The organism is Micromonospora thermarum, assembly GCF_012034245.1.
Lineage (GTDB): Bacteria > Actinomycetota > Actinomycetes > Mycobacteriales > Micromonosporaceae > Micromonospora > Micromonospora thermarum.
Map to the genome: position 1 here is coordinate 47,162 of NZ_JAATEO010000020.1, position 21,766 is coordinate 68,927.

The following is a 21,766-nucleotide window of genomic DNA, read 5'->3' on the forward strand; positions in this document are numbered from 1 at the left end:
CGACGCGCCGGGTCGAAAACCCGACCGTGAGCAGGGCGGATGTCGGACCGTCCGGGGTGGTTGCCGCCCCTAGCGTCTGCTGGCGAGGCCGCGCGATCCACGTGCGGCGGAGCTGAAGGAGTACGCATGGCAGCAGCAGCGGTGCCGTGGCGGCGTGGGGCGGTGAGCGCGGTCGCCGCCGTCACGGCGGTGGTGACCGGGCTGGCCGGTCCGGCGCTGGCCGCGCCCGGAGTGAGCCCGCCGGCGGTCGACCAGGCCGCCGACCCGGGCACCACGATCGACGTGGACAAGGTGGTCTCCACCCCGCCGATCCCGCCGAAGCCGGACGTGGTGCTGCTGGTCGACACGACCGGCAGCATGGGCGGGGCGATCGCCAACGTCCGTGCCAACCTCCAGCAGGTGATCACGGACGTGCGGAGCGCCCAGCCGGGCGCGCAGTTCGCGGTGGCCTCCTACCGGGACACCGGCGACGGGGCGGAGCTGTTCCGGGTCCGGCAGGACCTCACCGACGACGCGACCGCCCTGCAGAACGCCGTGAACGGGCTGGCCGCCGGCGGCGGTGGGGACGCCCCGGAGGCGTGGGTGAACGCCCTGTTCGAGGTCTCCGACGGGGCCGTCACCTACCGGTCGGGCAGCAGCCGGCTCGTCGTGCTGGTCGGTGACGCGCCCAGCCACGACCCCAGCAACGGCCGCACCCTGGCCCAGGCCACGGCGGCGTTGCAGGCCGACGACGCGCGGGTGCTGGCGGTCGACGTGACCGGCGGCGCCGGCGGTCTCGACGCCACCGGGCAGGCCACCGCGGTGACCACCGCGACCGGCGGGCAGCTCGTCGGCAGCTCCCCCAGCACGGTGACCGCGGCGATCCTCGCCGGCCTGCGCGACCTGGACGTGACGGTCACCCCGACGGTCACCTCCTGCGACGCGGGCCTGTCGGTGAGCTTCGACGCGGCGTCGCGGACCCAGCAGTCGGGCACCGACGTGCCGTTCGCCGAGACCATCACCGTGGCGGCCGGCGCGACGCAGGGCGCGGTGCTGCACTGCACGGTGGACTTCCTGCTCAACGGCCTGTCCGGCGGGTCGGCGTTCACCCAGACGATCACCGTGCGGGTCAACGACGTCACCCCGCCGACGGTGGTCGTCGACGACCGGACGGTGGAGGCGACGAGCCCCGCCGGCGCGGTCATCGACTACCCGGCGTCGGCGACGGACAACGTGGACGGGCCGCTCACCCCGACCTGCGTGCCGCCGCCCGGGTCGACGTTCCCGCTTGGCGACACCACGGTGACCTGCACGGCCACCGACGCGGCCGGCAACACCGGCAGCGACACCGCCGTGATGCGGGTGGTCGACACCACCGCGCCGGACACGGCGTGCGTGCCGACGAACAACCCCAGCGGGGACAACGAGCCCGGCTCGTACAACCCGGACGGGTTCTACCAGTTGACCTCGACGGACGTGGTGGACACGGCGGTGGAGGTGTTCATCGGTGACTCGGCGGACCCGAGTGTGCGGTTCGGGCCGTTCCCGGCCGGCACCAAGATCAAGCTGGTGCAGGCGCCGGGCGCGCAGTCGAAGGTGAAGGACGGCACCGGCGACGTCGACTACAAGGTGACGTTGAACGGTGACGCGGTGATCACCGGCGTCGACAACGCCGGCAACGTGTCCGACCCGGCGCTGTGCCTGGTGGCGCCGCCGCCGAAGTGACCCGTCGGCGGTGACGCGTCGGCCGCCGGGCCCGTCGAGGGTCCGGCGGCCGACTCGCGTACGGGTGGGCTCAGCCGGCCCGGCGGGGTGAGTCGAAGCGGCCGGCGCGGATCTCCCGCAACGCCCGGCGGCGGGTGTCGCCGCGCAGCGTGTCCACGTAGAGGCGGCCGGCGAGGTGGTCGGTCTCGTGTTGCAGGGCGCGGGCGAGGAACCCGGACCCGGTGATGGTCAGCGGTTCGCCGTGCTGGTCGAAGCCGTGGGCGGTGGCGTGCATGGCGCGCGGGGTCGGGAAGTACAGGCCGGGGATGGACAGGCAGCCCTCGTCGTCGTCCTGGAGTTCCTCGGACAGCTCCAGCGTGGGGTTGATCAGGTGGCCGCGGTGCCCGTCGGCGTCGTAGACGAACACCTGCGCGCTGACGCCGATCTGCGGTGCGGCGACGCCGGCCCGGCCGGGAGCGCCGAGCAGGGTGTCCATCAGGTCCGTGACCAGGGCGCGCAGGTCGGCGTCGAAGCTGGTCACCGGCTCGGCGGGGGTCCGCAGCACCGGGTCACCGATGATCCGGATGGGGCGCATCGTCATGCGGGCAAGATTATCGGTCGGATCCGGCGGCGGTCGCCGGCCCGCCGCCGTCGCCGGTGGGGCGGTCCCGGACGAGGACCTCGATGCCGTCGAGGATGCGGGCCAGGCCGAACTCGAACGCCCGCCGGGGGTCACCGGCGGCCTGGTACTCCTCCCCCGCCGCGGTGCCGACGCGGGCGGCGAGCGGGAACCGGCGCGGGTCGAGGGCCTTCTCCAGGTACGGGGCGTGCGCCGCCCACCACTGCTGCTCGGTCAGGCCGGTGCTCGCGGCGGCCTGGGCGGCCTCCACCGCGCTGCGGACCGCGCCGTGGACGAACCCGTCGACGAGCGTGACGACGGCGTCCATCTCCAGGTCGGTGAGGCCGATCCCGTCGACCGCGCGCAGTTCCTGCTCGTAGCGGGCGATCAGGTGGGGGCCCAGCGGCGGGCGGGTGGTGGCGACCTGCAACAGCCACGGATGCCGCAGGTAGCGGGCCCAGTTGTCCCGGGCCACCCGTTCCAGGCGGGCCCGCCAGCCGGCGGTCGGGTCGTCGGTCGCGGCGTCGACGGTCTCCCCGTAGACGGTGTCGAGCATGACGTCGAGGAGTTCGCCCTTGCCCGGCACGTACGTGTAGAGGCTCATCGTGCCCACGCCGAGGCGCTCGGCGACGCGCCGCATGGACAGGGCGGCGAGCCCTTCGGCGTCGGCGACCTCGATGGCCGCCCGGACGATGCGGTCGACGGACAGGTCGGGCCGGCCCTTGCGGCCGACCCGCTCCCGGGTGCGCCACAGCAGGGCGAGGCTGCGCGCCGGATCGCCGGTGCCGCTGTACTCGGTCGTCACCCGCTCACCTTACCGTCCGCCGTACCGTATGGTGTACGGTACGGCGTACGGGAACCGGGTTTCGAGGGGGTGCGGCATGCCAGTGAACGGGCCGACGATCGACGCCGAGGGGCTCCGCAAGCGCTACGGCGACATGCGGGCGCTGGACGGGCTGGACCTGACCGTCCCCGCCGGCGGGGTGTGCGGGCTGCTCGGCCCGAACGGTGCGGGCAAGACCACCGCGGTGCGGGTCCTCACCACCCTGCTGCGGCCGGACGCGGGCCGGGCCACCGTCGCCGGCGCCGACGTGCTGCGCCACCCGGACCGGGTCCGCGCGCGCATCGGGCTGGTCGGCCAGCACGCCGCCGTCGACGAGGTGCTCAGCGGCCGGCAGAACCTGGTGCTCTTCGCGCGCCTGCACCACCTGCCGGTGTCCCGGGCGCGGGCGCGGGCGGCGGACCTGCTCGACCGGTTCGACCTCGTCGACGCCGCCGACCGTCCGGTCGGCACGTACTCCGGCGGCATGCGCCGCCGCCTCGACCTGGCCGCCGGGCTGATCCTCGACCCGCCGGTGCTCGTCCTGGACGAGCCCACCACCGGGCTGGACCCGCGGGCCCGGGCGCAGGTGTGGGATGCCGTGCGCGGGCTCGCCGCGGCCGGCACGACCGTGCTGCTGACCACGCAGTACCTGGAGGAGGCCGACCAGTTGGCCGACACCCTCCGGGTCGTCGACCGGGGCCGGGTCATCGCCGCCGGCACCCCCGACCAGCTGAAGACCGCCCTCGGCGGTGACCGCGTCGACGTGGTGCTGTCCCGCCCCGACGACCTCGACCGGGCGGTACGCCTCGTCGGCGTCGCCGTCGGCGCGGCCCCCGACGTCGACCCGGCGGCGCTGCGGCTCAGCGTGCCCGTCCCGCAGCGGGTCACCGCCCTCGCCGCCGTGCTGCGGGCGCTCGACGACGCTGGGCTCGCCCCGGCGGACGTCGCGGTGCGCCGCCCCACCCTCGACGAGGTGTACCTGCGGCTCACCGCCCGGGACGCCCCCGACACCGACCGGACGGTGACCGCATGACGACCCTGCCCGCCCGGCGGCTGCGCTTCGCCGTCTCCGACAGCCTGGTGCTCACCGGCCGCGCGCTCGCGCACGCGGTCCGCCAACCGGTGCCGGTGCTCGTCGGCCTCCTCTTCCCGGTGCTGCTGGTGCTGATGTTCGGCTACCTGTTCGGCGGCGCGATGACCGTTCCCGGCGGCGGTGACTACCGGGAGTTCCTGCTGCCCGGCATGTTCGCCATGACGGTGGCCTTCGGCATCGAGGCCACCTACACGGCGGTGGCCAGCGACACCGCCCGGGGCGTCACCGACCGGTTCCGGACGCTGCCGATGGCGCCGTCGGCGGTGGTCACCGGCCGCGCCGCCGCCGACCTGCTCCACTCGGCGGCCGGCCTGGCCGTGATGCTCGCCTGCGGGCTGGCGGTCGGCTGGCAGTGGCGGGCCGGGCCGGCGCGGGCGCTGGCCGCGGTGGGGCTGCTCCTGCTGCTGCGGTTCGCGCTGATCTGGGTGGGCATCCACCTGGCGCTGGTGCTGCGCCGCCCCGAGTCGGTGGTGGCGCTGCAGATCCTGGTGTGGCCGGTCGGGTTCACCTCCAACGCGTTCGTCGCACCCGAGACGATGCCGGGCTGGCTCGCGGCGGTCGCCGAGTGGAACCCGCTGTCGGCCACCGTCGCGGCCTGCCGCGAGCTGTTCGGCAACCCGGGCTGGGGCGGCGACTCCTTCGCCGCGCAGCACGCCGTCGCCCTGGCGGTGGTGTGGCCGGTGCTGCTGATCGCCGTGTTCCTGCCCCTGTCGGTGCGCCGCTGGCGGCACCTCGGCCGGTGACGCCCCGGCACGCGCCGATCATGGAGTCGTGGTGGTCGTTTCGCCCTTTTCGCGGCCTTCAGCCGCACCACGACTCCATGATCGACGGGGCTAGGGCCGGGGCGCGGCGAGGGTGGCGCGGACCGGGGCGGTCTTCGCGGCGGCCTCGGCGACCTCGGCGTCGGGGTCGCTGCCCCAGGTGATGCCGCCGCCGGCCCACACGTGCAGCCGGTCGGCGTCGGCGGCGGCCGTGCGGATGGTCAGGCCCAGGTCGACCCGGCCGGGGGCGACCCAGCCGAGCGCGCCCATGCTGGCGCCCCGGCCCACCGGTTCCAGGGCGGCGATCCGCTCCAGGGCGGCGAGCTTCGGCGCGCCGGTGACCGACCCGCCGGGGCAGACGGCCCGGAGCAGGTCGGCCAGGCCGACGCCGTCGGCGACGGCCGCCGACACGGTGGACTCGGCCTGCCACAGGTCGCACCAGCGGCGGACGGCGAACAGCTCGTCCACCCGGACGCTGCCGGTGCGGGCGACACGGGCCAGGTCGTTGCGTTCCAGGTCCACGATCATGACGTGTTCGGCGCGTTCCTTCGCGCTGGCCAGCAGCTCGGCGCGGCCGGCGGCGGTGGCCGGCCGGGTGCCCTTGATGGGCCGGGTGAGCACCCGTCCGCCGGTGACCTCCACCAGGGTCTCCGGGGAGGCGCAGCCGATCGCCCAGCCGGCGCCGCTGAGGGTGCCGCCGTAGCGGGCGCCGGGCAGCGCGCCCAGGCGGGCGAGGGCCGGCAGCGGGTCGCCGGTGTAGGGGGCGGCGGCGTGTCCGACGAGGTTGACCTGGTAGACGTCGCCGCGGCCGATGGCGTCGCGGACGGCGCGGACGGTGCTGGCGTGTTGCCGCGGCGTCCAGCTCTCCGCCCAGTCGCCGAGCCACCAGCCGGCGGCCGGCCGGCGGGCGGGCGCGGGCACGTCGGCGTGCCGGTAGACGACGACGGCGACCTCGGGCAGCGCCGGTGCCGGGTTGGGGGCGCCGGCGGCGCCGCCGGCGATGGCCGCGCCGGCGGCGGCGGAGACGTACAGGGCGGCCCCGCACACCCCGTGGGGGCGGTGGGCGCGGGCCGGGCGGGCGAGGTCGTCCAGGTGGAGGCCGTGGGCGGCGAGGAAGTCCTGCGCGAGCGCGGCCGGGTCGCCGCCGTCGGCGGGCCGCCATTCCCAGCGGGCGGCCTCGGTGAGGGTACGGCGGCAGCCGGCCGGCGCCGCGGGGACATCGACCGCAATCCGTGGGAGCGTTTCCACGCCGTGTGGCCCTATCTGCCTCGTCCGTTCAGTGGATTTCGTGTCCCGCACGCGCGTACCTGCTCGATGCCGGCCACTTTCGCTTGGTACTGTGCGTCACTGGTCATGTGAACCATGACACAGTGCCCCCACAGTCCGGAGAACCCGATGTGCCAGCACCAACCCACCTGCCCCTCCGCCGAAGCGACCGACCGGGACGCCGCCCGGGTCCTCGCCTGCTTCCCTGAGCAGGGCTGGAGCCTGCTCTGCAACGGTGTCATCCTTTTTGAGGACACCGGCGAGCTGCTGCCCGACGGGCGCACCATCGCCCCGCACCGCGGCCCCGCCCGCCACGCCCTCGTCGCCTGACCGGCCACTCAGCGTCACGTTCCTGTTCACGTCGGCCCCAGGCTAGTCCCCCGGGCGGGGACCGGTGGCGGTGGAGTCGACGTGAGCGGCCGGGGCGGCCCACGACCGCCCCGGCGGCACCCTCGTCAGCTCTCGAAGGCCTCCGGTGCTGGGCACGAGCAGACCAGGTTCCGGTCGCCGTACGCGCCGTCGATGCGGCGCACCGGCGGCCAGTACTTCCCTACCCGCTCCTGGGCCGGGTAGGCGCCCACCGACCGCGGGTACGGGTGCGGCCACTCGTCGCCCGACACCATCGCCGCGGTGTGCGGCGCGTTGGCCAGCGGGTTGTCCCCGGCCGGCCACTCCCCCGACCCCACCTTGTCGATCTCCGCCCGGATCGCGATCATCGCGTCGCAGAACCGGTCCAGCTCGGCCAGGTCCTCGCTCTCGGTCGGCTCCACCATCAGCGTCCCCGCCACCGGGAACGACATCGTCGGCGCGTGGAACCCGTAGTCGATGAGCCGCTTGGCCACGTCGTCGACGCTCACCCCGGTCGCCTTCGTCAGCGGCCGCAGGTCCAGGATGCACTCGTGCGCGACGAGGCCCTTGTTGCCCGCGTACAGCACCGGGAAGTGCCCGCGCAGCCGCGCCGCCACGTAGTTCGCCGCGAGCACCGCCACCCCGGTGGCCCGGGTCAGCCCGGACGCGCCCATCATCCGCAGGTACGCCCACGGGATCGGCAGGATGCCCGCCGACCCGTACCGGGCCGCGGAGATCGCCGGCCGGCCGGCGGCGGCGGTGAGGGGGTCACCGGGCAGGAACGGCGCCAGGTGCGCGCGCACCGCCACCGGACCCACCCCGGGGCCGCCGCCGCCGTGCGGGATGCAGAACGTCTTGTGCAGGTTCAGGTGCGACACGTCCGCCCCGAACTTCCCGGGCTTGGCGAACCCGACCAGGGCGTTGAGGTTCGCCCCGTCCACGTACACCTGGCCGCCGGCGTCGTGGACCTTCGCGCACAGCGACGCGATACCCGTCTCGTAGACGCCGTGCGTCGACGGGTACGTCACCATGATCGCGGCGAGCGCGTCCCGGTGCTTGTCGATCTTCGTGTCGAGGTCGACCAGGTCGACGTTTCCGTCGGCGTCGCAGCCGACCACCACCACCCGCATACCCGCCATCACCGCCGACGCGGCGTTGGTGCCGTGCGCCGACGACGGGATCAGGCACACGTCCCGGTGGCTCTCGCCACGGGACCGGTGGTACGCCCGGATGGCCAGCAGGCCGGCCAGTTCGCCCTGCGACCCGGCGTTGGGCTGCACGCTGACCGCGTCGTAGCCGGTCACCTCGGCCAGCCAGCCCTCCAGCTGGGTGATCATCTCCCGGTAGCCGGCGGTCTGCGCGTCCGGCGCGAACGGGTGGATGTGCGCGAACTCCGCCCAGCTCACCGGCTCCATCTCGGTGGTGGCGTTGAGCTTCATCGTGCACGACCCCAGCGGGATCATCCCCCGGTCCAGGGCGTAGTCGAAGTCGGCCAGGCGCCGCAGGTAGCGCAGCATCGCCGTCTCCGAGTGGTGGGTGCGGAACACCGGGTGGGTGAGGAAGTCCGACGTGCGCGCCAGCGCCGCCGGCAGGGCGGCGTCCACGTCGCCGGCGTGCGCCGCCACCCCGAAGGCCGCCCACACCTTCTCCAGGTGCGCCGGCGTGGTGGTCTCGTCGCAGGAGATCCCGACCCGGTCGGCGTCGACGAGCCGCAGGTTCACGCCGCGCTGCGCGGCGGCCGCGACGACGTCGGCGGCCCGGCCGGGCACGGTCGCGGTGACGGTGTCGAAGAACGCGACGTCCGCGACGTCGACGCCGCCGGCGCGCAGCCCCGCCGCGAGCCGCGCGGCCGCCTCGTGGGTACGCGCCGCGATCGCCCGCAGCCCGTCCGGGCCGTGGTACACGGCGTACATGCCGGCCATCACGGCGAGGAGCACCTGCGCGGTGCAGATGTTGCTGGTGGCCTTCTCCCGCCGGATGTGCTGCTCACGGGTCTGCAACGCCAGCCGGTACGCCGGGTTGCCGTCGGCGTCCTTGGACACGCCGACCAGGCGGCCGGGCAGCATCCGCTCCAGGCCGGCGCGTACCGCCAGGTAGCCGGCGTGCGGCCCGCCGAACCCCATCGGTACGCCGAACCGCTGGGTGGTGCCGGCGGCGATGTCGGCGCCGATCTCGCCCGGCGGGCGCAGGAGGGTCAGCGCGAGCAGGTCCGCGGCCACGGTCACCAGCGCGCCGGCGGCGTGGGCGGCGTCGACCAGGCCGGAGTGGTCCCGCACCGCGCCGGACGCGCCCGGGTACTGCAGGTGCAGGCCGAAGAACTCCGTTGGCAGCTCGTCGGTGTCCAGGTCCACCACCCGCACCTCGATGCCGAGCGGCTCCGCCCGGCCGGTGAGCACCGCGACGGTCTGCGGCAGCGCGTCCGCGTCGACCACGTACACCGGGCTCTTGCTCTTCGACGCGCGGCGGGCGAGGGTCATCGCCTCGGCCGCGGCGGTGCCCTCGTCGAGCATGGAGGCGTTCGCGGTGGCCAGCCCGGTCAGGTCGGTGACCATCGTCTGGAAGTTCAGCAGCGCCTCGAGGCGGCCCTGGCTGATCTCCGGCTGGTACGGGGTGTACGCCGTGTACCAGGCCGGGTTCTCCAGCACGTTGCGGCGGATCACCGCCGGGGTGTGGGTGCCGTGGTAACCGAGGCCGATCATGGACACGGCGACGGTGTTGCGGGCGGCCAGGGCGCGCAGCTCGGCGAGCGCGTCGTGCTCGCTGGCCGGTTCCGGCAGGTCGAGGGTGCCGTGCCAGCGGATCACCTCGGGGATCGCCGCGTCCATCAGCTCGTCGATGGAGCCGTAGCCGACGACCTCCAGCATCCGGCGCTCGTCGTCCGGGTCGGGGCCGATGTGGCGGGCGGCGAACTGCTCTGCGGTCATGGGCTGCGCTCCCGGGGGCGAGGTCGACAGGTCGCCCTCCCCCTCTGTCGCGCCCACGGGCGCTCCACAGTGCCTGCCCACGCGGTCCTTTTGCCTGAGAGGTTCCGGGGAGGATTTGCCCCTTCGGCGCCGCCCCGGGTGGTTCCGGGCGGTCTCTCCCACGTGGGTGCTGCCGGCATGGTCAACGCTACCAGCGCGCAGGAATCCCGCGCCGCCGTCCCCCGGCCGCCGCGCCCCGGCTACGACGCGACCGGCGTCACACCCACCGGCACCGGCTCGGGCGGTGCGACGCGGTCGGCGAGCGCCGGCAGCAGCCGGCCCAGCGGGGCGTCCACCGTCAGCGCCGCGTACGCGTCGCCGCGGGTCGGGCCCTGGTTGACGATCGCCACCGGGATGCCCAGCTTCGCCGCCCGCAGCACGAACCGCCGCCCCGACATCACCGTCAACGACGACCCCAGCACCAGCAGCAGCCGCGCCGACTCCACCATCGCGAAGCAGCGGGCCACCCGCGCCGCGGGCACCGTCTCGCCGAAGAACACCACGTCCGGCTTCAGCATGCCGGTGCGGCACACCGCGCAGTCGACCGTCCGGAACCGGGCCACCGCCTCGTCGGCGAGATCCACGTCACCGTCCGGGTTGACCGCGGCCACCTGCGCGTCGAACCCCGGGTTGGCCTCGGTCAGCCGCCGGTCCAGTTCCTCCCGGGAGGTGCCGTTGCCGCAGTCCAGGCAGACCACCTCGTCGAGGCGGCCGTGCAACTCCACCACCCCGCCGCTGCCCGCCGCCGTGTGCAGGCCGTCGACGTTCTGCGTGATGATCCCGTCGACCAGGCCGGCGTGCTGCAGACGGGCCACCGCCCGGTGGCCGTCGTTCGGGGCGGCCCGGGCGATCGTCCGCCACCCCAGGTGGCTGCGCGCCCAGTAGCGCCGCCGCGCCGCCACGTCACCGGTGAACGCCTGGTACGTCATCGGGGTGTGCCGGCGGGCCGCGCCGCTGGGCCCCCGGTAGTCGGGGATGCCCGACTCGGTGGACAGGCCCGCCCCGCTGAGCACCACCACCCCACCGCCGCCGACCAGGCGCGCCAGGGGCTCGACCATCTCCTGCGTCACGTGACAATGCTGCCCCAACCCCCGCTCACCCGCCCACACACCGCCCCGGCGGACCCGGTCGACCAGGAAGGTCCGGCTGCGCCCACCGCCGACGGTCGACCTGGACCCGGCCGCGCCGGTCCGGCCGTCCACGCGGGGCCGCACGCCGCCCCGGGCCGGTAGGTTCGGCGGTATGCGTGTCGTCATCGCCGGGGGCCACGGCAAGATCGCCCGGCTGCTGGAACGGGAACTCGCCGGACGCGGCGACACCGCCGTCGGCCTCATCCGCAATCCGGACCACGCCGCCGCCCTCACCGCGGCCGGCGCCCACCCGGTGGTGTGCGACCTGGAACACGCGACGGTCGACACCGTCGCCGGCCACCTGCCCGGCGCCGACGCGGTCGTCTTCGCCGCCGGAGCGGGCCCCGGCAGCGGCGCCGCCCGCAAGGACACCGTCGACCGCGCCGCCGCCGTGCTCCTCGCCGACGCCGCCCAGGCCGCCGGCGTGCGCCGCTACCTGCTGGTCTCGTCGATGGGCGTCGAGGCGCCACCCGCGCCCGGCACCGACGCGGTGTGGGCGGCGTACCTGCGGGCCAAGAAGGCCGCCGAGGACGACGTCACCGGCCGCGACCTGGACTGGACGGTGCTGCGCCCCGGCCGGCTCACCGACGACGCACCCACCGGCCGGATCACCCTCGCCCGGCACGTCCCGCGCGGGGCCGTGACCCGCGCCGACGTCGCCCGCGTCCTCGTCGCCCTGCTGTATGCCCCCGACACCGCCGGCCGGATCCTCGAACTGGTCGACGGCGACACCCCGATCGGCGACGCGGTGCCGGCCGCCACCGGCCGCTGACCGTTCGCCCCGGAGTTGAGGGTTGCCCGCGCACCCCCGAGCGAACGCCCAGCAAAAGCCTCACAAAGCACGTCAATGAGAAAATTGAAGGTGTGAACGCCGACGAGATGACCCGCCACATCCTCGACACCTTCGACGGTGTCACCGCCCTCGAGGCCACCGGTGACACGTTCTTCATCTACGACCCGCACGGCGACCTCCCCGCGCAGCGGCAGCTCCCGTTCGCGACGATCGTCACCGGCGACCACTACGACACCGTGTCCGACCTGAACCGGCCGGGCGCCTACCGGCTCAACATCGGGCTCACCCGGGCCGGCTACACCACGCTGTTCGGCCCCGCCCCGTCCCGCCGGGACGAGCAGGGCGTCCTGGACACCGGCGTCGACTACGCGGCGACGGACACCCTGATGCCGCATCCGATCTACGCCTCCCAGCACTGGGTGAGCGTGGTCGATCCCGGCGACGCGACGCTGCCGGCCGTGCGCGCGCTGCTGGCCGAGGCGCACGGCTTCGCCGCCCGCAAGCACGCCAACCAGCGAACCCGACGCTCACCGGCCTGACACCGGACCCTGGCGTGGGGGCCGGCCGGACGCCGGACCCCACGCCGCGTCACCGCTGACCGTGGCGGGGCAACGCACCCTGCCCGGCGCCCGCACCGACCGCCGGACCGTCCTGCGCCAACCGCTGCATCGTCCGCGCCAGGTGCTCGCTGCCGTCGTCGAGGTGCCGCGCCGCCGCCTGCATGTGCGAGATCATCATCTCGCCGTAGATGCGCAGCGCCTCCCGCGCCGCCACCGAGTCGTCGAAGCTCGCCCCGGCCGACGCGCGGTACTCCTGCACCGCCCGCTCCGCCTCCTGCCGGGCCTCCTCCGCCGCGGCCCGCACGTAGCTCTCGTACTGCGCCCGGGCGTACTCGGCGACCCGCCGGGCGTAGTCGTGCGCCTGGGCGATGATCTGCTCGGCCTCCCGCTGCGCCGCCGACAGCAGGTTCACCTCCTTCGCCGCCGGCATCGCCGCCGCCGGCGCGCTCGGCAGCACCCCGTGCCGGTGCAGCTCCAGCTGGTCGTTGAGCCGCTCGTTCTCCGCCCGCAGGTGCGCGATCTGCGACGCCAGCAGATCCAGCTCGTCGGCCACCTGCACCCGGAACCGGTCCACGTCGGCGTTGTCGTAGCCCCGGCGGGTGAACGAGGCGGTGCCGAACTCCCACCGCCGCACCCGGTCCGCGGTCATCCGCACCTGCACACCACCGGAGACGTGCATACCGTCGTACCGGCTGATCTGGCTCGCGCTCACCGTATCCGCCCTTCGTCCGCCACTGCGGGGCTCGCGAGCTCACTCCTCGCGCTCACGGGACCTGCCTCTCATCCCCGGATGACGGGGTCGCCGCCTGCTGCACCGCCGTCCGCCACGACGGCCCGTACCAGTGCGCGCCCAACCCCTCGTGGTGCAGCTGGCCGGCGTGGTAGCCGGCGCGGCCCAGCGTCGTCACGGCGTGCGACACCATGTCGTCGGAGCCGCACACGTACACGTGCCGGGACCGCCAGTCGCCGTCGGCGAGGGCCCGGTCCACCGGGGACGTGAACGTCTCCGGGCGGCGCATGTCCACGCCCACCACGTAGGTCACCGACAGCCACGGGTGCGACGACGCCAGCTTGTCGATGGCGTCGCTGTCGTAGAACTCCGTCCGCGACCGCGCCCCCACGTACAGGTCGACCCGCCGCCGGGAACCCTCCGCCGTGACCTGCTCGACCAACGACTTCACCGGCGCCCAGCCGGTGCCGCCGGCCAGCAGCAGCAGGTCCGCCGACCCCGCCGAGGCCAGGGTCAGCCGGTCACCGACCGGCGACGACAGGTGGATCTGGTCGCCGGTCGTGCACCCGTACACCAGGCGGGACGACACCGCGCCGCCCGGCGCGGCCCGCACGTGCAGCTCCAGCGTGCCGTCGCTGCGGGGGGCGTTCGCCGGCGAGTAGTACCGCCACGACCGCACCGACGGGTGCGACACCCCGATCGACTGGCCGGGGGTGAACGGCAGCAGGTACTGCGGGCGCAACGTCAGCACCGCCACGTCGAACGCCCGCCGCTCGTGGCCGACGATCTCCGCCACCCACCACGGCGGGTTCACCGCCTCCGCCGCCTGCGCGCCGTCCATCATCACCTTCGACACCAGCCCGTACGCGCCGGCCCAGTCCTGGGCCAGTTCCTCGGTCCACTGGTCGGCCAGGAAGTGCCGCAACGTGGCCAGCAACGCCTCACCCACCGCCGGGTAGTGCTCGGCGCGGACGGCGAACTTGCGGTGGTCCGCGCCGAGGTCGGTGAGGAACCCGACCAGCCGGTCCACCTGGTCCACGTTCGACACGACGTGCCCCAGCGCGGTCACGAGCCGGTCCCGCTGCCCCGCCATGTTCGTCGGGAACATCTGGCGGGTCTCCGGGTGCGCCAGGAACAGCGTGGAATAGAAATAGAGCGGCACCTGGTCGCCGTGCGCGGCGACCAGGGACCAGCTCTGCTTGAGCCGGGCGACGTCCACGCTCAGACGCCCGCCCGGGTCCCGCCGGCCACCACCTGGTCCTGCACCTGGGCCAGCACCGCCTGCACGTCGGCGATGACGTCGCCCGGCACACCCAGCTCGGTCAGCGTGTCGGTGAGGTGGCCACCCACCAGGGCGTAGTGCGCCGGCGGGATGTTCAGCGGCTGGTGCGCCTCGGCCAGGCCGCGCCCGGCGTACTCGTTCGGCCCACCCAGCACCACGGTCAGCATCAGCACCATGTGCCGCCGCTGGGCCGGCATGTCCACATCGGTGAAGTAGCCGGCCAGCTCCGGGTCGGCCAGGACCTTGTCGTAGAACACATCCACCGCCGCCTTCACGGAACTGGCGCCGCCGATGCGCTCGTAGTGGGAGGTGGGGGCGGTCTCTTCGGTAACCGTCACGGTCGATTCCTTCCGTGCTGAGGGGGCTCGCGCTGGGGTCGGCGCGCAAGGGGTCACGCCCACCCGCTCCGGCGCGTCGTCCACAGTCGGCGCCAGCGCCAAGGTGGGCCGTGACGGACCATAGCGCGTCGCACGCGCCCGGTCACGGCCGGCCTATCGGATTGCTGACAACAGTCGGCCACGGAGCGTGATATAACGCCCCTGGTCGGTCGACAGTGGGCGATCACACGGACGCGCAGCGTCATCGACCCGCGTCACCCTCCACCGTGGACGTGGCATTCCCACCAACCGCAACTCACGGCGTCACCGGCCGGTTCCCCCACCGAGCACCGCCGCCGGCCGCCCACAGAACCGCCCCCGGGCCAACCCCGCGCGCCCGCCAGCGACAACCCGCAGTAGTCCCCACACACGGAAACGCCCGGGCGCGTCACACACGCCCGGGCGTACACCCACACCTCGCGGAGAACCGTCAACCCGCCCGGCGCCGCGCCCGACGCGCCGCCAACTCGTCACCGACCACATCCTCGGCCACCGGAGCCACCGGCTCCGCCCCCGCCGGCTCCCCGCCGGCCGGCTCCGACGGCAGATGCGACAACGACCCCAGGATCTCCTTGAACGCGCCACCGATCGCGATGCCAAACACCCCCTGGCCACCCTGCAACAGGTCGACCACCTCCTCCGGCGACCGGCACTCGTACACCGTCGTCCCGTCCGAGATCAACGTGATGCCCGCCAGGTCCTCCACACCCCGCGACCGCAACGCCTCGATCGCCTTCCGGATGTTCTGCAAGGACACCCCGGCGTCCAGCAACCGCTTCACGACCTTCAGCACCACCAGGTCCCGGAACGAGTACAACCGCTGCGTCCCCGAACCCGACGCGTCCCGCACACTCGGCACCACCAGACCCGTCCGAGCCCAGTAGTCCAACTGCCGGTAGCTGATACCCACCGCGTGGCACGCCGTCACACCCCGGTAGCCCACCGCGCCGTCACCGTCCGTCGCCGGCAGCGGCGCACCCTGTTCCGTACCCGAATCGGGATCCCGCGGCTCCTGCATCCGGACAACCTCCCCGCCCGTGCGGTGACACGTCGACTCCGGGACGCGCACCCCTCGATACGGCAACCCTAACGCCGCACCGGACGGTTACCACGCAACGACAGCCTCGACACGCCGCAGCCACCACACCACCACAGCCGCCGTCACACAACGTGACGACCGGATGGTCGCGGTCAGCCGGCGAAATCCTCCGGACGCACCTGCTCCAGGAACTCGCGGAACTTCTCCACCTCGTCCTCCTGCTCGTCCGGAATCACGATCCCGGCCTCACTGAGAACCTCCTCGGCACAACGAATGGGCGCACCCACCCGCAACGCCAACGCGATGGAATCACTCGGCCGCGCCGACACCCGCACCCCGTCACCGATCAACAGGTCGGCGTAGAACACGTTCTCCTTCAACTCCGTGATCTCCACCGCCCGCAACGGCGCCTTCAACGCCGCCAACACATCCCGCAGAAGATCATGCGTCAACGGGCGGGCCGGCTTGACCCCCTGCTGCTCGTAGGCGATCGCCGTAGCCTCGACCGCGCCGATCCAGATCGGCAGATAGCGGTCCCCCTCGACCTCCCTGAGCAGGACGATCGGCTGGTTGCTCGGCAGCTCCACCCGAACCCCGACCACGCTCAGCTCGCGCACCGCCGCCTCCGTGTCGTTGTCACCTACGCCGCACCGCGCCCTCTCCTGCACGGTACACGGACCGCGACACGGCCGTCCCACGCGCTGCAAGCGCCACGCCCGCGCCAGAAAGGGGTTACCCCGGCAAGCCTACGGCACGCTTCCCCGCACAGATCTTTCCGCACGGACCCCGTCACCGGCCCAACGTCGACCGCAACCCCACCCGCACCAACGCCGCGTGCAACTGCTGCGACAACGCCACCAACTCCCGCGCCGTCTCCGCCGCCCGCGCCCGCGCCGCCGGATCACTCTGCCGCGCCAACGGCGCCACCAACTGCGCGAACAGACCCACCTCACGGTCCGCCGCCGACCGATACCCCCGCACGTGCCGCGGCTCCAACCCGTACGCCGCCAGACCCGCCACCGCCCGAGCGATGATCAACGCGTCCCCGTCGTACCAACCCGGCGGATCCGACACCACCACACCGAGCCGCTCCAACTCCACCAACGTCGACTCGTCGAGCCCGCTCCGCGCCACCAACTCGGCCCGGCCCAGCCGCACCTCCGGCGACTCGACCTCCGCCTCCCGCCCCGGCACCTCACCACCGGGACCCACCGCCACCAACTGCGGCCGCGACCGACCCGGCGGCTCACCCGTCGCGTCCCACTCCGCCAACTGCTCACGGATCACCCGCAACGGCAGGAACTGGTCCCGCTGGGCGGTCAGCACGAACCGCAGCCGAGCCACGTCGTCCCAGCTGTACTTCCGGTACCCCGCCGCCGTCCGCTGCGGCTCCACGAGACCCTCAGCCTCGAGGAACCGCAGCTTCGACAACGTCGTGTCCGGAAAATCCACCCGCAACTGGGCCAGCACCTCGCCGATACTCATCAACGGCTGCGTACGGGCCGACCCCGGCGCGGCGGAGGCCGCAGGCTCGTTCACCCCCGGCCGGCCTCCTCCTCCGGGCGCGGACCGGCGATGAACACCACCCGGAACTTACCGATCTGCACCTCGTCACCGTTGCTCAACGTGGCCGCCTCGACCCGCTCACGATTCACGTACGTGCCGTTCAGGCTTCCCACGTCCCGCACCGTGAACGTCCCACCGTCCCGGTGGAACTCGGCGTGCCGCCGCGACACCGTCACGTCATCGAGGAAGATGTCACTGTCGGGATGCCGCCCACTCGTCGTCACATCGTGGTCCAACAGGAACCGGGCACCCGCGTTCGGACCCCGCCGGACCACCAGCAGCGCCATCCCCGGCGGCAACGAACCGGACATCCGGCTCGGCACCACATCGGTGTCCGGCCCCTCCAGGACCTCGTCGAGCGAACCGAGATTGAGCGTCGAAGTGACGTCGAGCGGGGGGAACTCGTCGTCTGGGCGCGTCATGGGACCACCTCACGGATCAGTTGCGTCGGCGCACGGGAATGGCGGGTCTGGCCGCCGGGCACTCTCTCACCCGGCGGCTGGCTCCCCCTGCCAGGGAAGGCAATTCCGCAACGCTCAACTATCGGATTCTCGGTCGACTGGGCGAGCCTAGCCAGCGCCGAAATGCAGGGCAACCGGACGCGCGGACCAACCGCCGCACCGGCAACGGACACACTCAGCTCTCGGTGAGCTCGCGGTACGCACCCGCCGACAGCAGCCCGTCCACCGCCGCCGGATCGTCCGGAGTGATCTCCACCAACCAACCCGCACCGTACGGATCAGTGTTGATCACCTCGGGAGTGTCGCCGAGCGCCTCGTTGCGCGCCGACACCGTCCCACTGAGCGGTGCGTAGATCTCCGACACGCTCTTCGTCGACTCGATCTCACCCAACGACTCACCAGCCGTCACCACCGCGCCCGCCTCAGGCAGCTGGACGTACACGATGTCACCCAGCGCGTCCTGCGCGAAGTGGGTGATGCCGACCCGGACAGCACCGTCGCCACCACCCGCCACCCACTCGTGCTCGGCGGTATACCGCAGATCCTCAGGAATCACCAGACGCGTCCTTCATCCCATCGGTGCACCGGCCCCCAAGGGAAACCGGCGCCGGCCGCGCCGGTCAGGAGACCGGACGGGCGTGTTCCAGCTTGATCGGCGCGTGCAGCGCCGAAACCTCGGCAGCCTCACGATCCTCGACGATCACCGTACCGCCGTCACCCGCGACCGTCGCCACCACCCCGCCCGGAATGTTCAACGCCGTACGCATGGTCGCCGGATCCCCGATCACCGTGATCGTGTACGGCCCCGTCAACCGCCGCCCGTCCACGATCAACGACCCGTTCTCCCCGTCCAGGAAGAACGTCGACGCGATGATCCGCACCGTCGCCCGATCACCGCCGGAAATCTGCATCGCCTCCGCGCCCGCGCCCCGCAACTCCTGCACCGCGTCCAGCACCCGCGACGCCGAGATCGGCTTCCCACCACCGGCCTCGAACCGCACCGACAACCCCGGCCCCGTCGCCGGCAGCGTCCCCGCCAGGATGCCCAGCTCGTCCGCCCGCCGGCTCGCCTCCTCCAACGCCGCCTGCCGACCCTGCTCACCCGAGCGCAACTGCCGCTGGCTCTCCTCCAACGTCGCGATGTCCTGCCGCAGCCGAACATCCCGCGCGTTAAGGTCGTACAGAATCCGCACCAGGTCCTCCTGGCGCGCCGCCGACGTCGTCGGATCCGCCGACGTCGTCCGCAGCTGCTCCACCAGCGTGAACCCCAGCAACGCCAGCAGCACCGCGATCATCAGCGCCGCCGAACTCATCCGCCGCCCCGCACCGGCCGGTGCCCCAGCGGCCGCCCCGTCCCCGCCGGCCGGCTCCGCCGTCGACAGATTCACCGTCGGCTCACCACCGTCCCGCGCCGCCGGCTCCTCCCCCGGGGCGGCCTCCGGCGCCAGCGGGCTCAACTCGTCCGGATCCGGCGCGTCCGGCCGCGGATCCGGCTCCCCCGCCGGACCCGACGGACGCCGCGGATCCGCCGGCTGCGGCCAACCGGTGCCCGTCTCGGTGTGCTCGTCGCTGCTCATCACAGACAACCTACGCCCGGAACAGGTGCCGGCGGATCGCCGCCACGTTCCCGAAGATCCGCACCCCCAGCACGACCACCACACCCGTCGACAGCTGGCTGCCCACGCCCAACTGGTCCCCCAGATACACGATCAGACCGGCCACCAGCACGTTCGAGATGAACGACACCACGAACTGCTTGTCGTCGAAGATCCGATCCAGCTTGGCCCGCACCCCGCCGAACACCGCGTCCAACGCCGCCACCACGGCGATCGGCAGGTACGGCTGCAACGCCGCCGGGACCGTCGGGTCGAGCCACAACCCGAGCCCCACACCCGCGAGCAACGCCAACACCGCGATCATCGACTACCTCCGGAGGGGGTGGGAGACGTCCCCGAACCGGACGCCCCCGGACTGACCGACCGACCCGACGGCGTCGGACTCGGGCTGGCCGGCGGCTGCGCGTAGCGTAGCCGCGGCTCCGGCGCGGCCGGCAACGTGAGGTCCTCGGCGTCGCGGATCCCGAACGACAAGCCCGTGTCCTCGGCGACCTTCCGCATCGTCGACGCGCTCCGGCCCCGCTCGTACCGCTCCCGCATCTCCTCCGGCCCGATCGCCGACACCTCGTACGGCCCCGTCACGGGCCGGAAGTCCACCAGGATCGCCTGCCCCGCCTGCCGGATCGTCGACGTCGCCGTCAACCGCTGACCGTTGATCGCGATCGCCTCCGCGCCCGCCGCCCACAGGTCGTTCGCGACCCCCTGCAGGTCGGTGTAGATCACCTTCGACGGCCCCACGTCCGCGTCGGGCACCGCGTCCTCGTCCGGCGGCGCGTCCGCCAGCCGCACCACGACGCCGTCACCGCGCACCCGGCCCAGCCCGGTGCCCGCCTCGAGGTTCCGCAGCCGCGCCGCCTCCGAACCGCCCAGCGCGGCGGCCCGCAGCCGGGCCACCTCCGCCCGCAGCGCGTCAGCCCGCTCGGACAGGTCGTCGGTCTCGCTCTCCCGCTGCTTGATCTGCTGCACCAGACCCTCCCGGGCCTGGGTACGTCCCGGCGCCTCCGCCACCGTCTGCCGGTACGCCACCGCGAACAGGAAACCCAGCACCAGCAGGACGACCAGGCTCACCGACCGCGCCGACCACTGCCGCCAGCTCGCCGGCGGCGCCTCCCGCCGGCGCTCGGCCGCGTCCGCGTACCCCGGATCGAGCGGGTTGCGGAACAGTTCGGTCAGGAAGTCCGGCGCGTACACCCGCGCCGTGCGCTCCGGGCGCTCCGTCGGCGTGCCGGTCATCGCCTCGCCTCCCGCACCAGCCGGTACGCCTGCACCACGTACATCCCGCCGGCCACCCAGTAGAGCACCAGACCCCACCACGCCAGCCCCCAACCGATGGCGCCGGCCGCCGTCGCCGCGGCCGGTACCGCCGCCGCGAGCAGCAGGATCGGGAACGCGGCCAGCAGCAGGAACGTCGCCGTCTTGCCGACGTAGTGCACCGGCGGCGGCCCGTACCCGTGGCGCCGCAGCACGGCGAGCGAGCCCAGCAGGAGCACCTCCCGGGCCAGCAGTGCCACCGTGAACTGCCACGGCACCACCTCGCGGGCGGTGAACGCCAGCAGCGTGGCCAGGATGTAGAGCCGGTCGGCGAGCGGGTCCAGCAGCTCGCCCAAGCGGCTCACCTGGCCGAGCCGGCGGGCGATCCAGCCGTCCACCCAGTCGGTGGTGCCGCCGACGGCCAGCACCACGATCGCGGCCACGTCGGCGCGCGGCACCAGCAGCAGGTACAGGAACAACGGGACGCCGAGCAGCCGGATGAAGCTGATCAGGTTGGGCAGGGTGAGGATCTGGTCGCCCGAATCGGCGGAGGCTCGCGGATGCCCTGCCCGAGCCGGCCGACGCGACACCGAACCTCCTCCGCGACGCGCTCCGGCGCCCGGCCGTGATCGGACGGTGCGGAGGCTCGTACGCACTGTCGGGCCGGCTGTCGCCGGCTCCCCCTGCGGCCCCGGGCCCGGGGCCGACTTCCGACGCGGCCCGTGATCACGTGGGATCACGGGCCGGGCGAGTTGCGCTGCCACTATATCCGCCCTGTCGCGGGCTTCCCGGTGTCCGGTGCCGTCCTCGCCGCGCATTCCAGCGGTGTGGTGTAGGCCACATCGCGCAAGGCGTCCTAGGAAGCTAGATGACGCCGGGATCAGGCCGAGCGGGCGGCCACCCCCGGTGCCGGTTCGGGAGCCGAGGCCGCGGCCCGGCTGAACGCCAGCAGCGCGACGAGCAGCTCCTGCTGCACCCGGCCGGGCATCCGGTCGAGGACCGCCTGCACGGCGCGGTGCCGGCGCTCCTTCACGTCGCAGAGCAGCGCCTCCGCGGCGGGCGTCGGCACCAGCCGCACCTCCCGCCGGTCGTGCGGATCCCCCACCCGCCGCAGCAGGCCGGTAGCCTCCAGCCGGTCGCACAACCGGCTCGCCGACGACGGTACGACGTCCAGCAGCTCCGCCAGCCCGTTGACGTTGGTGTCCGGTCGGCTGCTGAGCAGCGACAGCACGCGCAGCTGCGTGGGCGAGACGGCCAGCTGCTGCCGGGAGACCGCCGAGTCCAGCACACCGATGAGGGCCTCGGCCGCCCCGTCGATGGCCGCCGCCAGATCCGGAGAACGCTCCACCCGCTGTCTCCTGCGATTGTCCCGCTCGGGTCGACGCCGCCGTCGCGGCGACCGCCC

The 21,766-nt window shown here is 73.6% G+C and carries 24 protein-coding genes and 1 riboswitch; of the genes, 6 read left to right on the forward strand and 18 right to left on the reverse strand.

Annotated elements, in window-relative coordinates; genetic code table 11:
• Positions 1–126 precede the first annotated feature (126 nt).
• A complete protein-coding gene (locus tag HCJ94_RS18785) occupies positions 127–1,704 on the forward strand; it encodes a VWA domain-containing protein (protein WP_168002333.1) in 1,578 nt (525 codons plus the stop codon).
• A gap of 70 nt (positions 1,705–1,774) precedes the next feature.
• Here HCJ94_RS18785 and def read toward each other — a convergent pair whose 3' ends face one another.
• A complete protein-coding gene (def, locus tag HCJ94_RS18790; protein WP_168002334.1) occupies positions 1,775–2,284 on the reverse strand; it encodes a peptide deformylase in 510 nt (169 codons plus the stop codon).
• Positions 2,285–2,294: 10 nt separating this feature from the next.
• Positions 2,295–3,107: a TetR/AcrR family transcriptional regulator gene (locus HCJ94_RS18795; RefSeq protein ID WP_168002335.1), complete on the reverse strand. Its 813-nt coding sequence runs from the start codon at positions 3,105–3,107 to the stop codon at positions 2,295–2,297.
• A 76-nt stretch (positions 3,108–3,183) separates the two neighbouring features.
• Here HCJ94_RS18795 and HCJ94_RS18800 point away from each other — a divergent pair, with 76 nt between their 5' ends.
• Positions 3,184–4,158 (forward strand): ATP-binding cassette domain-containing protein, encoded by a 975-nt coding sequence (locus tag HCJ94_RS18800; RefSeq protein ID WP_168002336.1) that lies wholly within the window; start codon positions 3,184–3,186, stop codon positions 4,156–4,158.
• Positions 4,155–4,961 (forward strand): ABC transporter permease, encoded by an 807-nt coding sequence (locus tag HCJ94_RS18805; RefSeq protein ID WP_168002337.1) that lies wholly within the window; start codon positions 4,155–4,157, stop codon positions 4,959–4,961. The genes HCJ94_RS18800 and HCJ94_RS18805 overlap by 4 nt, the downstream gene beginning before the upstream one ends.
• 90 nt (positions 4,962–5,051) lie before the next feature.
• On the opposite strand, the gene HCJ94_RS18810 is transcribed toward HCJ94_RS18805, so the two are convergent.
• On the reverse strand, positions 5,052–6,227 hold the full coding sequence (locus tag HCJ94_RS18810; protein ID WP_373684345.1) for a chorismate-binding protein: 1,176 nt from the start codon (positions 6,225–6,227) through the stop codon (positions 5,052–5,054).
• A 147-nt stretch (positions 6,228–6,374) separates the two neighbouring features.
• Between HCJ94_RS18810 and HCJ94_RS18815 the strand changes: the two genes are divergently transcribed.
• Positions 6,375–6,575 (forward strand): DUF5999 family protein, encoded by a 201-nt coding sequence (locus HCJ94_RS18815; protein ID WP_168002400.1) that lies wholly within the window; start codon positions 6,375–6,377, stop codon positions 6,573–6,575.
• Positions 6,576–6,700: 125 nt separating this feature from the next.
• On the opposite strand, the gene gcvP is transcribed toward HCJ94_RS18815, so the two are convergent.
• Together gcvP and HCJ94_RS18825 are read right to left on the reverse strand one after the other, a co-directional pair.
• Positions 6,701–9,517 (reverse strand): aminomethyl-transferring glycine dehydrogenase, encoded by a 2,817-nt coding sequence (gene gcvP / locus HCJ94_RS18820; protein WP_168002339.1) that lies wholly within the window; start codon positions 9,515–9,517, stop codon positions 6,701–6,703.
• A gap of 72 nt (positions 9,518–9,589) precedes the next feature.
• A riboswitch (glycine riboswitch) is annotated at positions 9,590–9,688 on the reverse strand.
• A gap of 68 nt (positions 9,689–9,756) precedes the next feature.
• Positions 9,757–10,614: an NAD-dependent protein deacetylase gene (locus HCJ94_RS18825; protein WP_168002401.1), complete on the reverse strand. Its 858-nt coding sequence runs from the start codon at positions 10,612–10,614 to the stop codon at positions 9,757–9,759.
• 184 nt (positions 10,615–10,798) lie between these two features.
• On the opposite strand from HCJ94_RS18825, the gene HCJ94_RS18830 reads away from it, so the two are divergent.
• Both HCJ94_RS18830 and HCJ94_RS18835 read left to right on the forward strand, forming a co-directional pair.
• Positions 10,799–11,458 (forward strand): NAD(P)H-binding protein, encoded by a 660-nt coding sequence (locus HCJ94_RS18830; RefSeq protein ID WP_168002340.1) that lies wholly within the window; start codon positions 10,799–10,801, stop codon positions 11,456–11,458.
• Positions 11,459–11,550: 92 nt separating this feature from the next.
• Complete coding sequence (locus tag HCJ94_RS18835) at positions 11,551–12,018, forward strand: DUF6194 family protein (RefSeq protein ID WP_168002341.1); 468 nt, start codon at positions 11,551–11,553, stop codon at positions 12,016–12,018.
• 49 nt (positions 12,019–12,067) lie between these two features.
• Here HCJ94_RS18835 and HCJ94_RS18840 read toward each other — a convergent pair whose 3' ends face one another.
• The 13 genes from HCJ94_RS18840 to HCJ94_RS18900 form a co-directional block, all read right to left on the reverse strand.
• Positions 12,068–12,751, reverse strand: coding sequence for a DivIVA domain-containing protein (locus HCJ94_RS18840; RefSeq protein ID WP_309227338.1), 684 nt, complete (start codon positions 12,749–12,751; stop codon positions 12,068–12,070).
• A gap of 52 nt (positions 12,752–12,803) precedes the next feature.
• Positions 12,804–13,988, reverse strand: coding sequence for a globin domain-containing protein (locus tag HCJ94_RS18845; protein ID WP_168002342.1), 1,185 nt, complete (start codon positions 13,986–13,988; stop codon positions 12,804–12,806).
• A 2-nt stretch (positions 13,989–13,990) separates the two neighbouring features.
• Positions 13,991–14,389, reverse strand: a complete 399-nt coding sequence (locus HCJ94_RS18850) for a group I truncated hemoglobin (protein ID WP_168002343.1) — start codon at positions 14,387–14,389, stop codon at positions 13,991–13,993.
• 469 nt (positions 14,390–14,858) lie between these two features.
• Complete coding sequence (locus tag HCJ94_RS18855; RefSeq protein WP_168002344.1) at positions 14,859–15,446, reverse strand: MerR family transcriptional regulator; 588 nt, start codon at positions 15,444–15,446, stop codon at positions 14,859–14,861.
• Between the two features lie 173 nt (positions 15,447–15,619).
• The gene (locus tag HCJ94_RS18860) at positions 15,620–16,084 is read right to left on the reverse strand and encodes a bifunctional nuclease family protein (RefSeq protein ID WP_089014393.1); all 465 of its coding nucleotides are present in this window, start codon (positions 16,082–16,084) and stop codon (positions 15,620–15,622) included.
• Between the two features lie 172 nt (positions 16,085–16,256).
• Entirely contained in the window at positions 16,257–16,952 is a 696-nt protein-coding gene (gene ftsR, locus HCJ94_RS18865) for a transcriptional regulator FtsR (RefSeq protein WP_205801517.1), read from the reverse strand.
• Between the two features lie 50 nt (positions 16,953–17,002).
• Positions 17,003–17,455: an oxoglutarate dehydrogenase inhibitor Odhl gene (gene odhI / locus HCJ94_RS18870; RefSeq protein ID WP_007071101.1), complete on the reverse strand. Its 453-nt coding sequence runs from the start codon at positions 17,453–17,455 to the stop codon at positions 17,003–17,005.
• Positions 17,456–17,669: 214 nt separating this feature from the next.
• Positions 17,670–18,050: a glycine cleavage system protein GcvH gene (gene gcvH / locus HCJ94_RS18875; RefSeq protein ID WP_168002346.1), complete on the reverse strand. Its 381-nt coding sequence runs from the start codon at positions 18,048–18,050 to the stop codon at positions 17,670–17,672.
• Positions 18,051–18,114: 64 nt separating this feature from the next.
• Positions 18,115–19,071 (reverse strand): DUF881 domain-containing protein, encoded by a 957-nt coding sequence (locus HCJ94_RS18880; protein WP_168002347.1) that lies wholly within the window; start codon positions 19,069–19,071, stop codon positions 18,115–18,117.
• A gap of 10 nt (positions 19,072–19,081) precedes the next feature.
• A complete protein-coding gene (locus HCJ94_RS18885) occupies positions 19,082–19,414 on the reverse strand; it encodes a small basic family protein (protein WP_155332176.1) in 333 nt (110 codons plus the stop codon).
• A complete protein-coding gene (locus tag HCJ94_RS18890) occupies positions 19,411–20,343 on the reverse strand; it encodes a DUF881 domain-containing protein (RefSeq protein ID WP_168002348.1) in 933 nt (310 codons plus the stop codon). The genes HCJ94_RS18885 and HCJ94_RS18890 overlap by 4 nt, the downstream gene beginning before the upstream one ends.
• Positions 20,340–20,951: a cardiolipin synthase ClsA gene (gene clsA, locus HCJ94_RS18895; protein WP_168002349.1), complete on the reverse strand. Its 612-nt coding sequence runs from the start codon at positions 20,949–20,951 to the stop codon at positions 20,340–20,342. The genes HCJ94_RS18890 and clsA overlap by 4 nt, the downstream gene beginning before the upstream one ends.
• Positions 20,952–21,241: 290 nt before the next feature.
• The gene (locus HCJ94_RS18900; protein WP_168002350.1) at positions 21,242–21,709 is read right to left on the reverse strand and encodes a MarR family winged helix-turn-helix transcriptional regulator; all 468 of its coding nucleotides are present in this window, start codon (positions 21,707–21,709) and stop codon (positions 21,242–21,244) included.
• Positions 21,710–21,766 lie beyond the last annotated feature (57 nt).

Coding starts and splice junctions, on each gene's coding strand:
- HCJ94_RS18785 (WP_168002333.1), top strand. CDS start 127: ATGGCAGCAGCAGCGGTGCCGTGGCGGCGTGGGGCGGTGAGCGCGGTC.
- odhI (WP_007071101.1), bottom strand. CDS start 17,455: ATGACGCGCCCAGACGACGAGTTCCCCCCGCTCGACGTCACTTCGACG.
- HCJ94_RS18855 (WP_168002344.1), bottom strand. CDS start 15,446: ATGCAGGAGCCGCGGGATCCCGATTCGGGTACGGAACAGGGTGCGCCG.
- HCJ94_RS18805 (WP_168002337.1), top strand. CDS start 4,155: ATGACGACCCTGCCCGCCCGGCGGCTGCGCTTCGCCGTCTCCGACAGC.
- HCJ94_RS18830 (WP_168002340.1), top strand. CDS start 10,799: ATGCGTGTCGTCATCGCCGGGGGCCACGGCAAGATCGCCCGGCTGCTG.
- def (WP_168002334.1), bottom strand. CDS start 2,284: ATGACGATGCGCCCCATCCGGATCATCGGTGACCCGGTGCTGCGGACC.
- gcvP (WP_168002339.1), bottom strand. CDS start 9,517: ATGACCGCAGAGCAGTTCGCCGCCCGCCACATCGGCCCCGACCCGGAC.
- HCJ94_RS18890 (WP_168002348.1), bottom strand. CDS start 20,343: ATGACCGGCACGCCGACGGAGCGCCCGGAGCGCACGGCGCGGGTGTAC.
- HCJ94_RS18880 (WP_168002347.1), bottom strand. CDS start 19,071: ATGAGCAGCGACGAGCACACCGAGACGGGCACCGGTTGGCCGCAGCCG.
- HCJ94_RS18885 (WP_155332176.1), bottom strand. CDS start 19,414: ATGATCGCGGTGTTGGCGTTGCTCGCGGGTGTGGGGCTCGGGTTGTGG.
- HCJ94_RS18800 (WP_168002336.1), top strand. CDS start 3,184: ATGCCAGTGAACGGGCCGACGATCGACGCCGAGGGGCTCCGCAAGCGC.
- HCJ94_RS18815 (WP_168002400.1), top strand. CDS start 6,375: ATGTGCCAGCACCAACCCACCTGCCCCTCCGCCGAAGCGACCGACCGG.
- ftsR (WP_205801517.1), bottom strand. CDS start 16,952: ATGAGTATCGGCGAGGTGCTGGCCCAGTTGCGGGTGGATTTTCCGGAC.
- HCJ94_RS18825 (WP_168002401.1), bottom strand. CDS start 10,614: ATGGTCGAGCCCCTGGCGCGCCTGGTCGGCGGCGGTGGGGTGGTGGTG.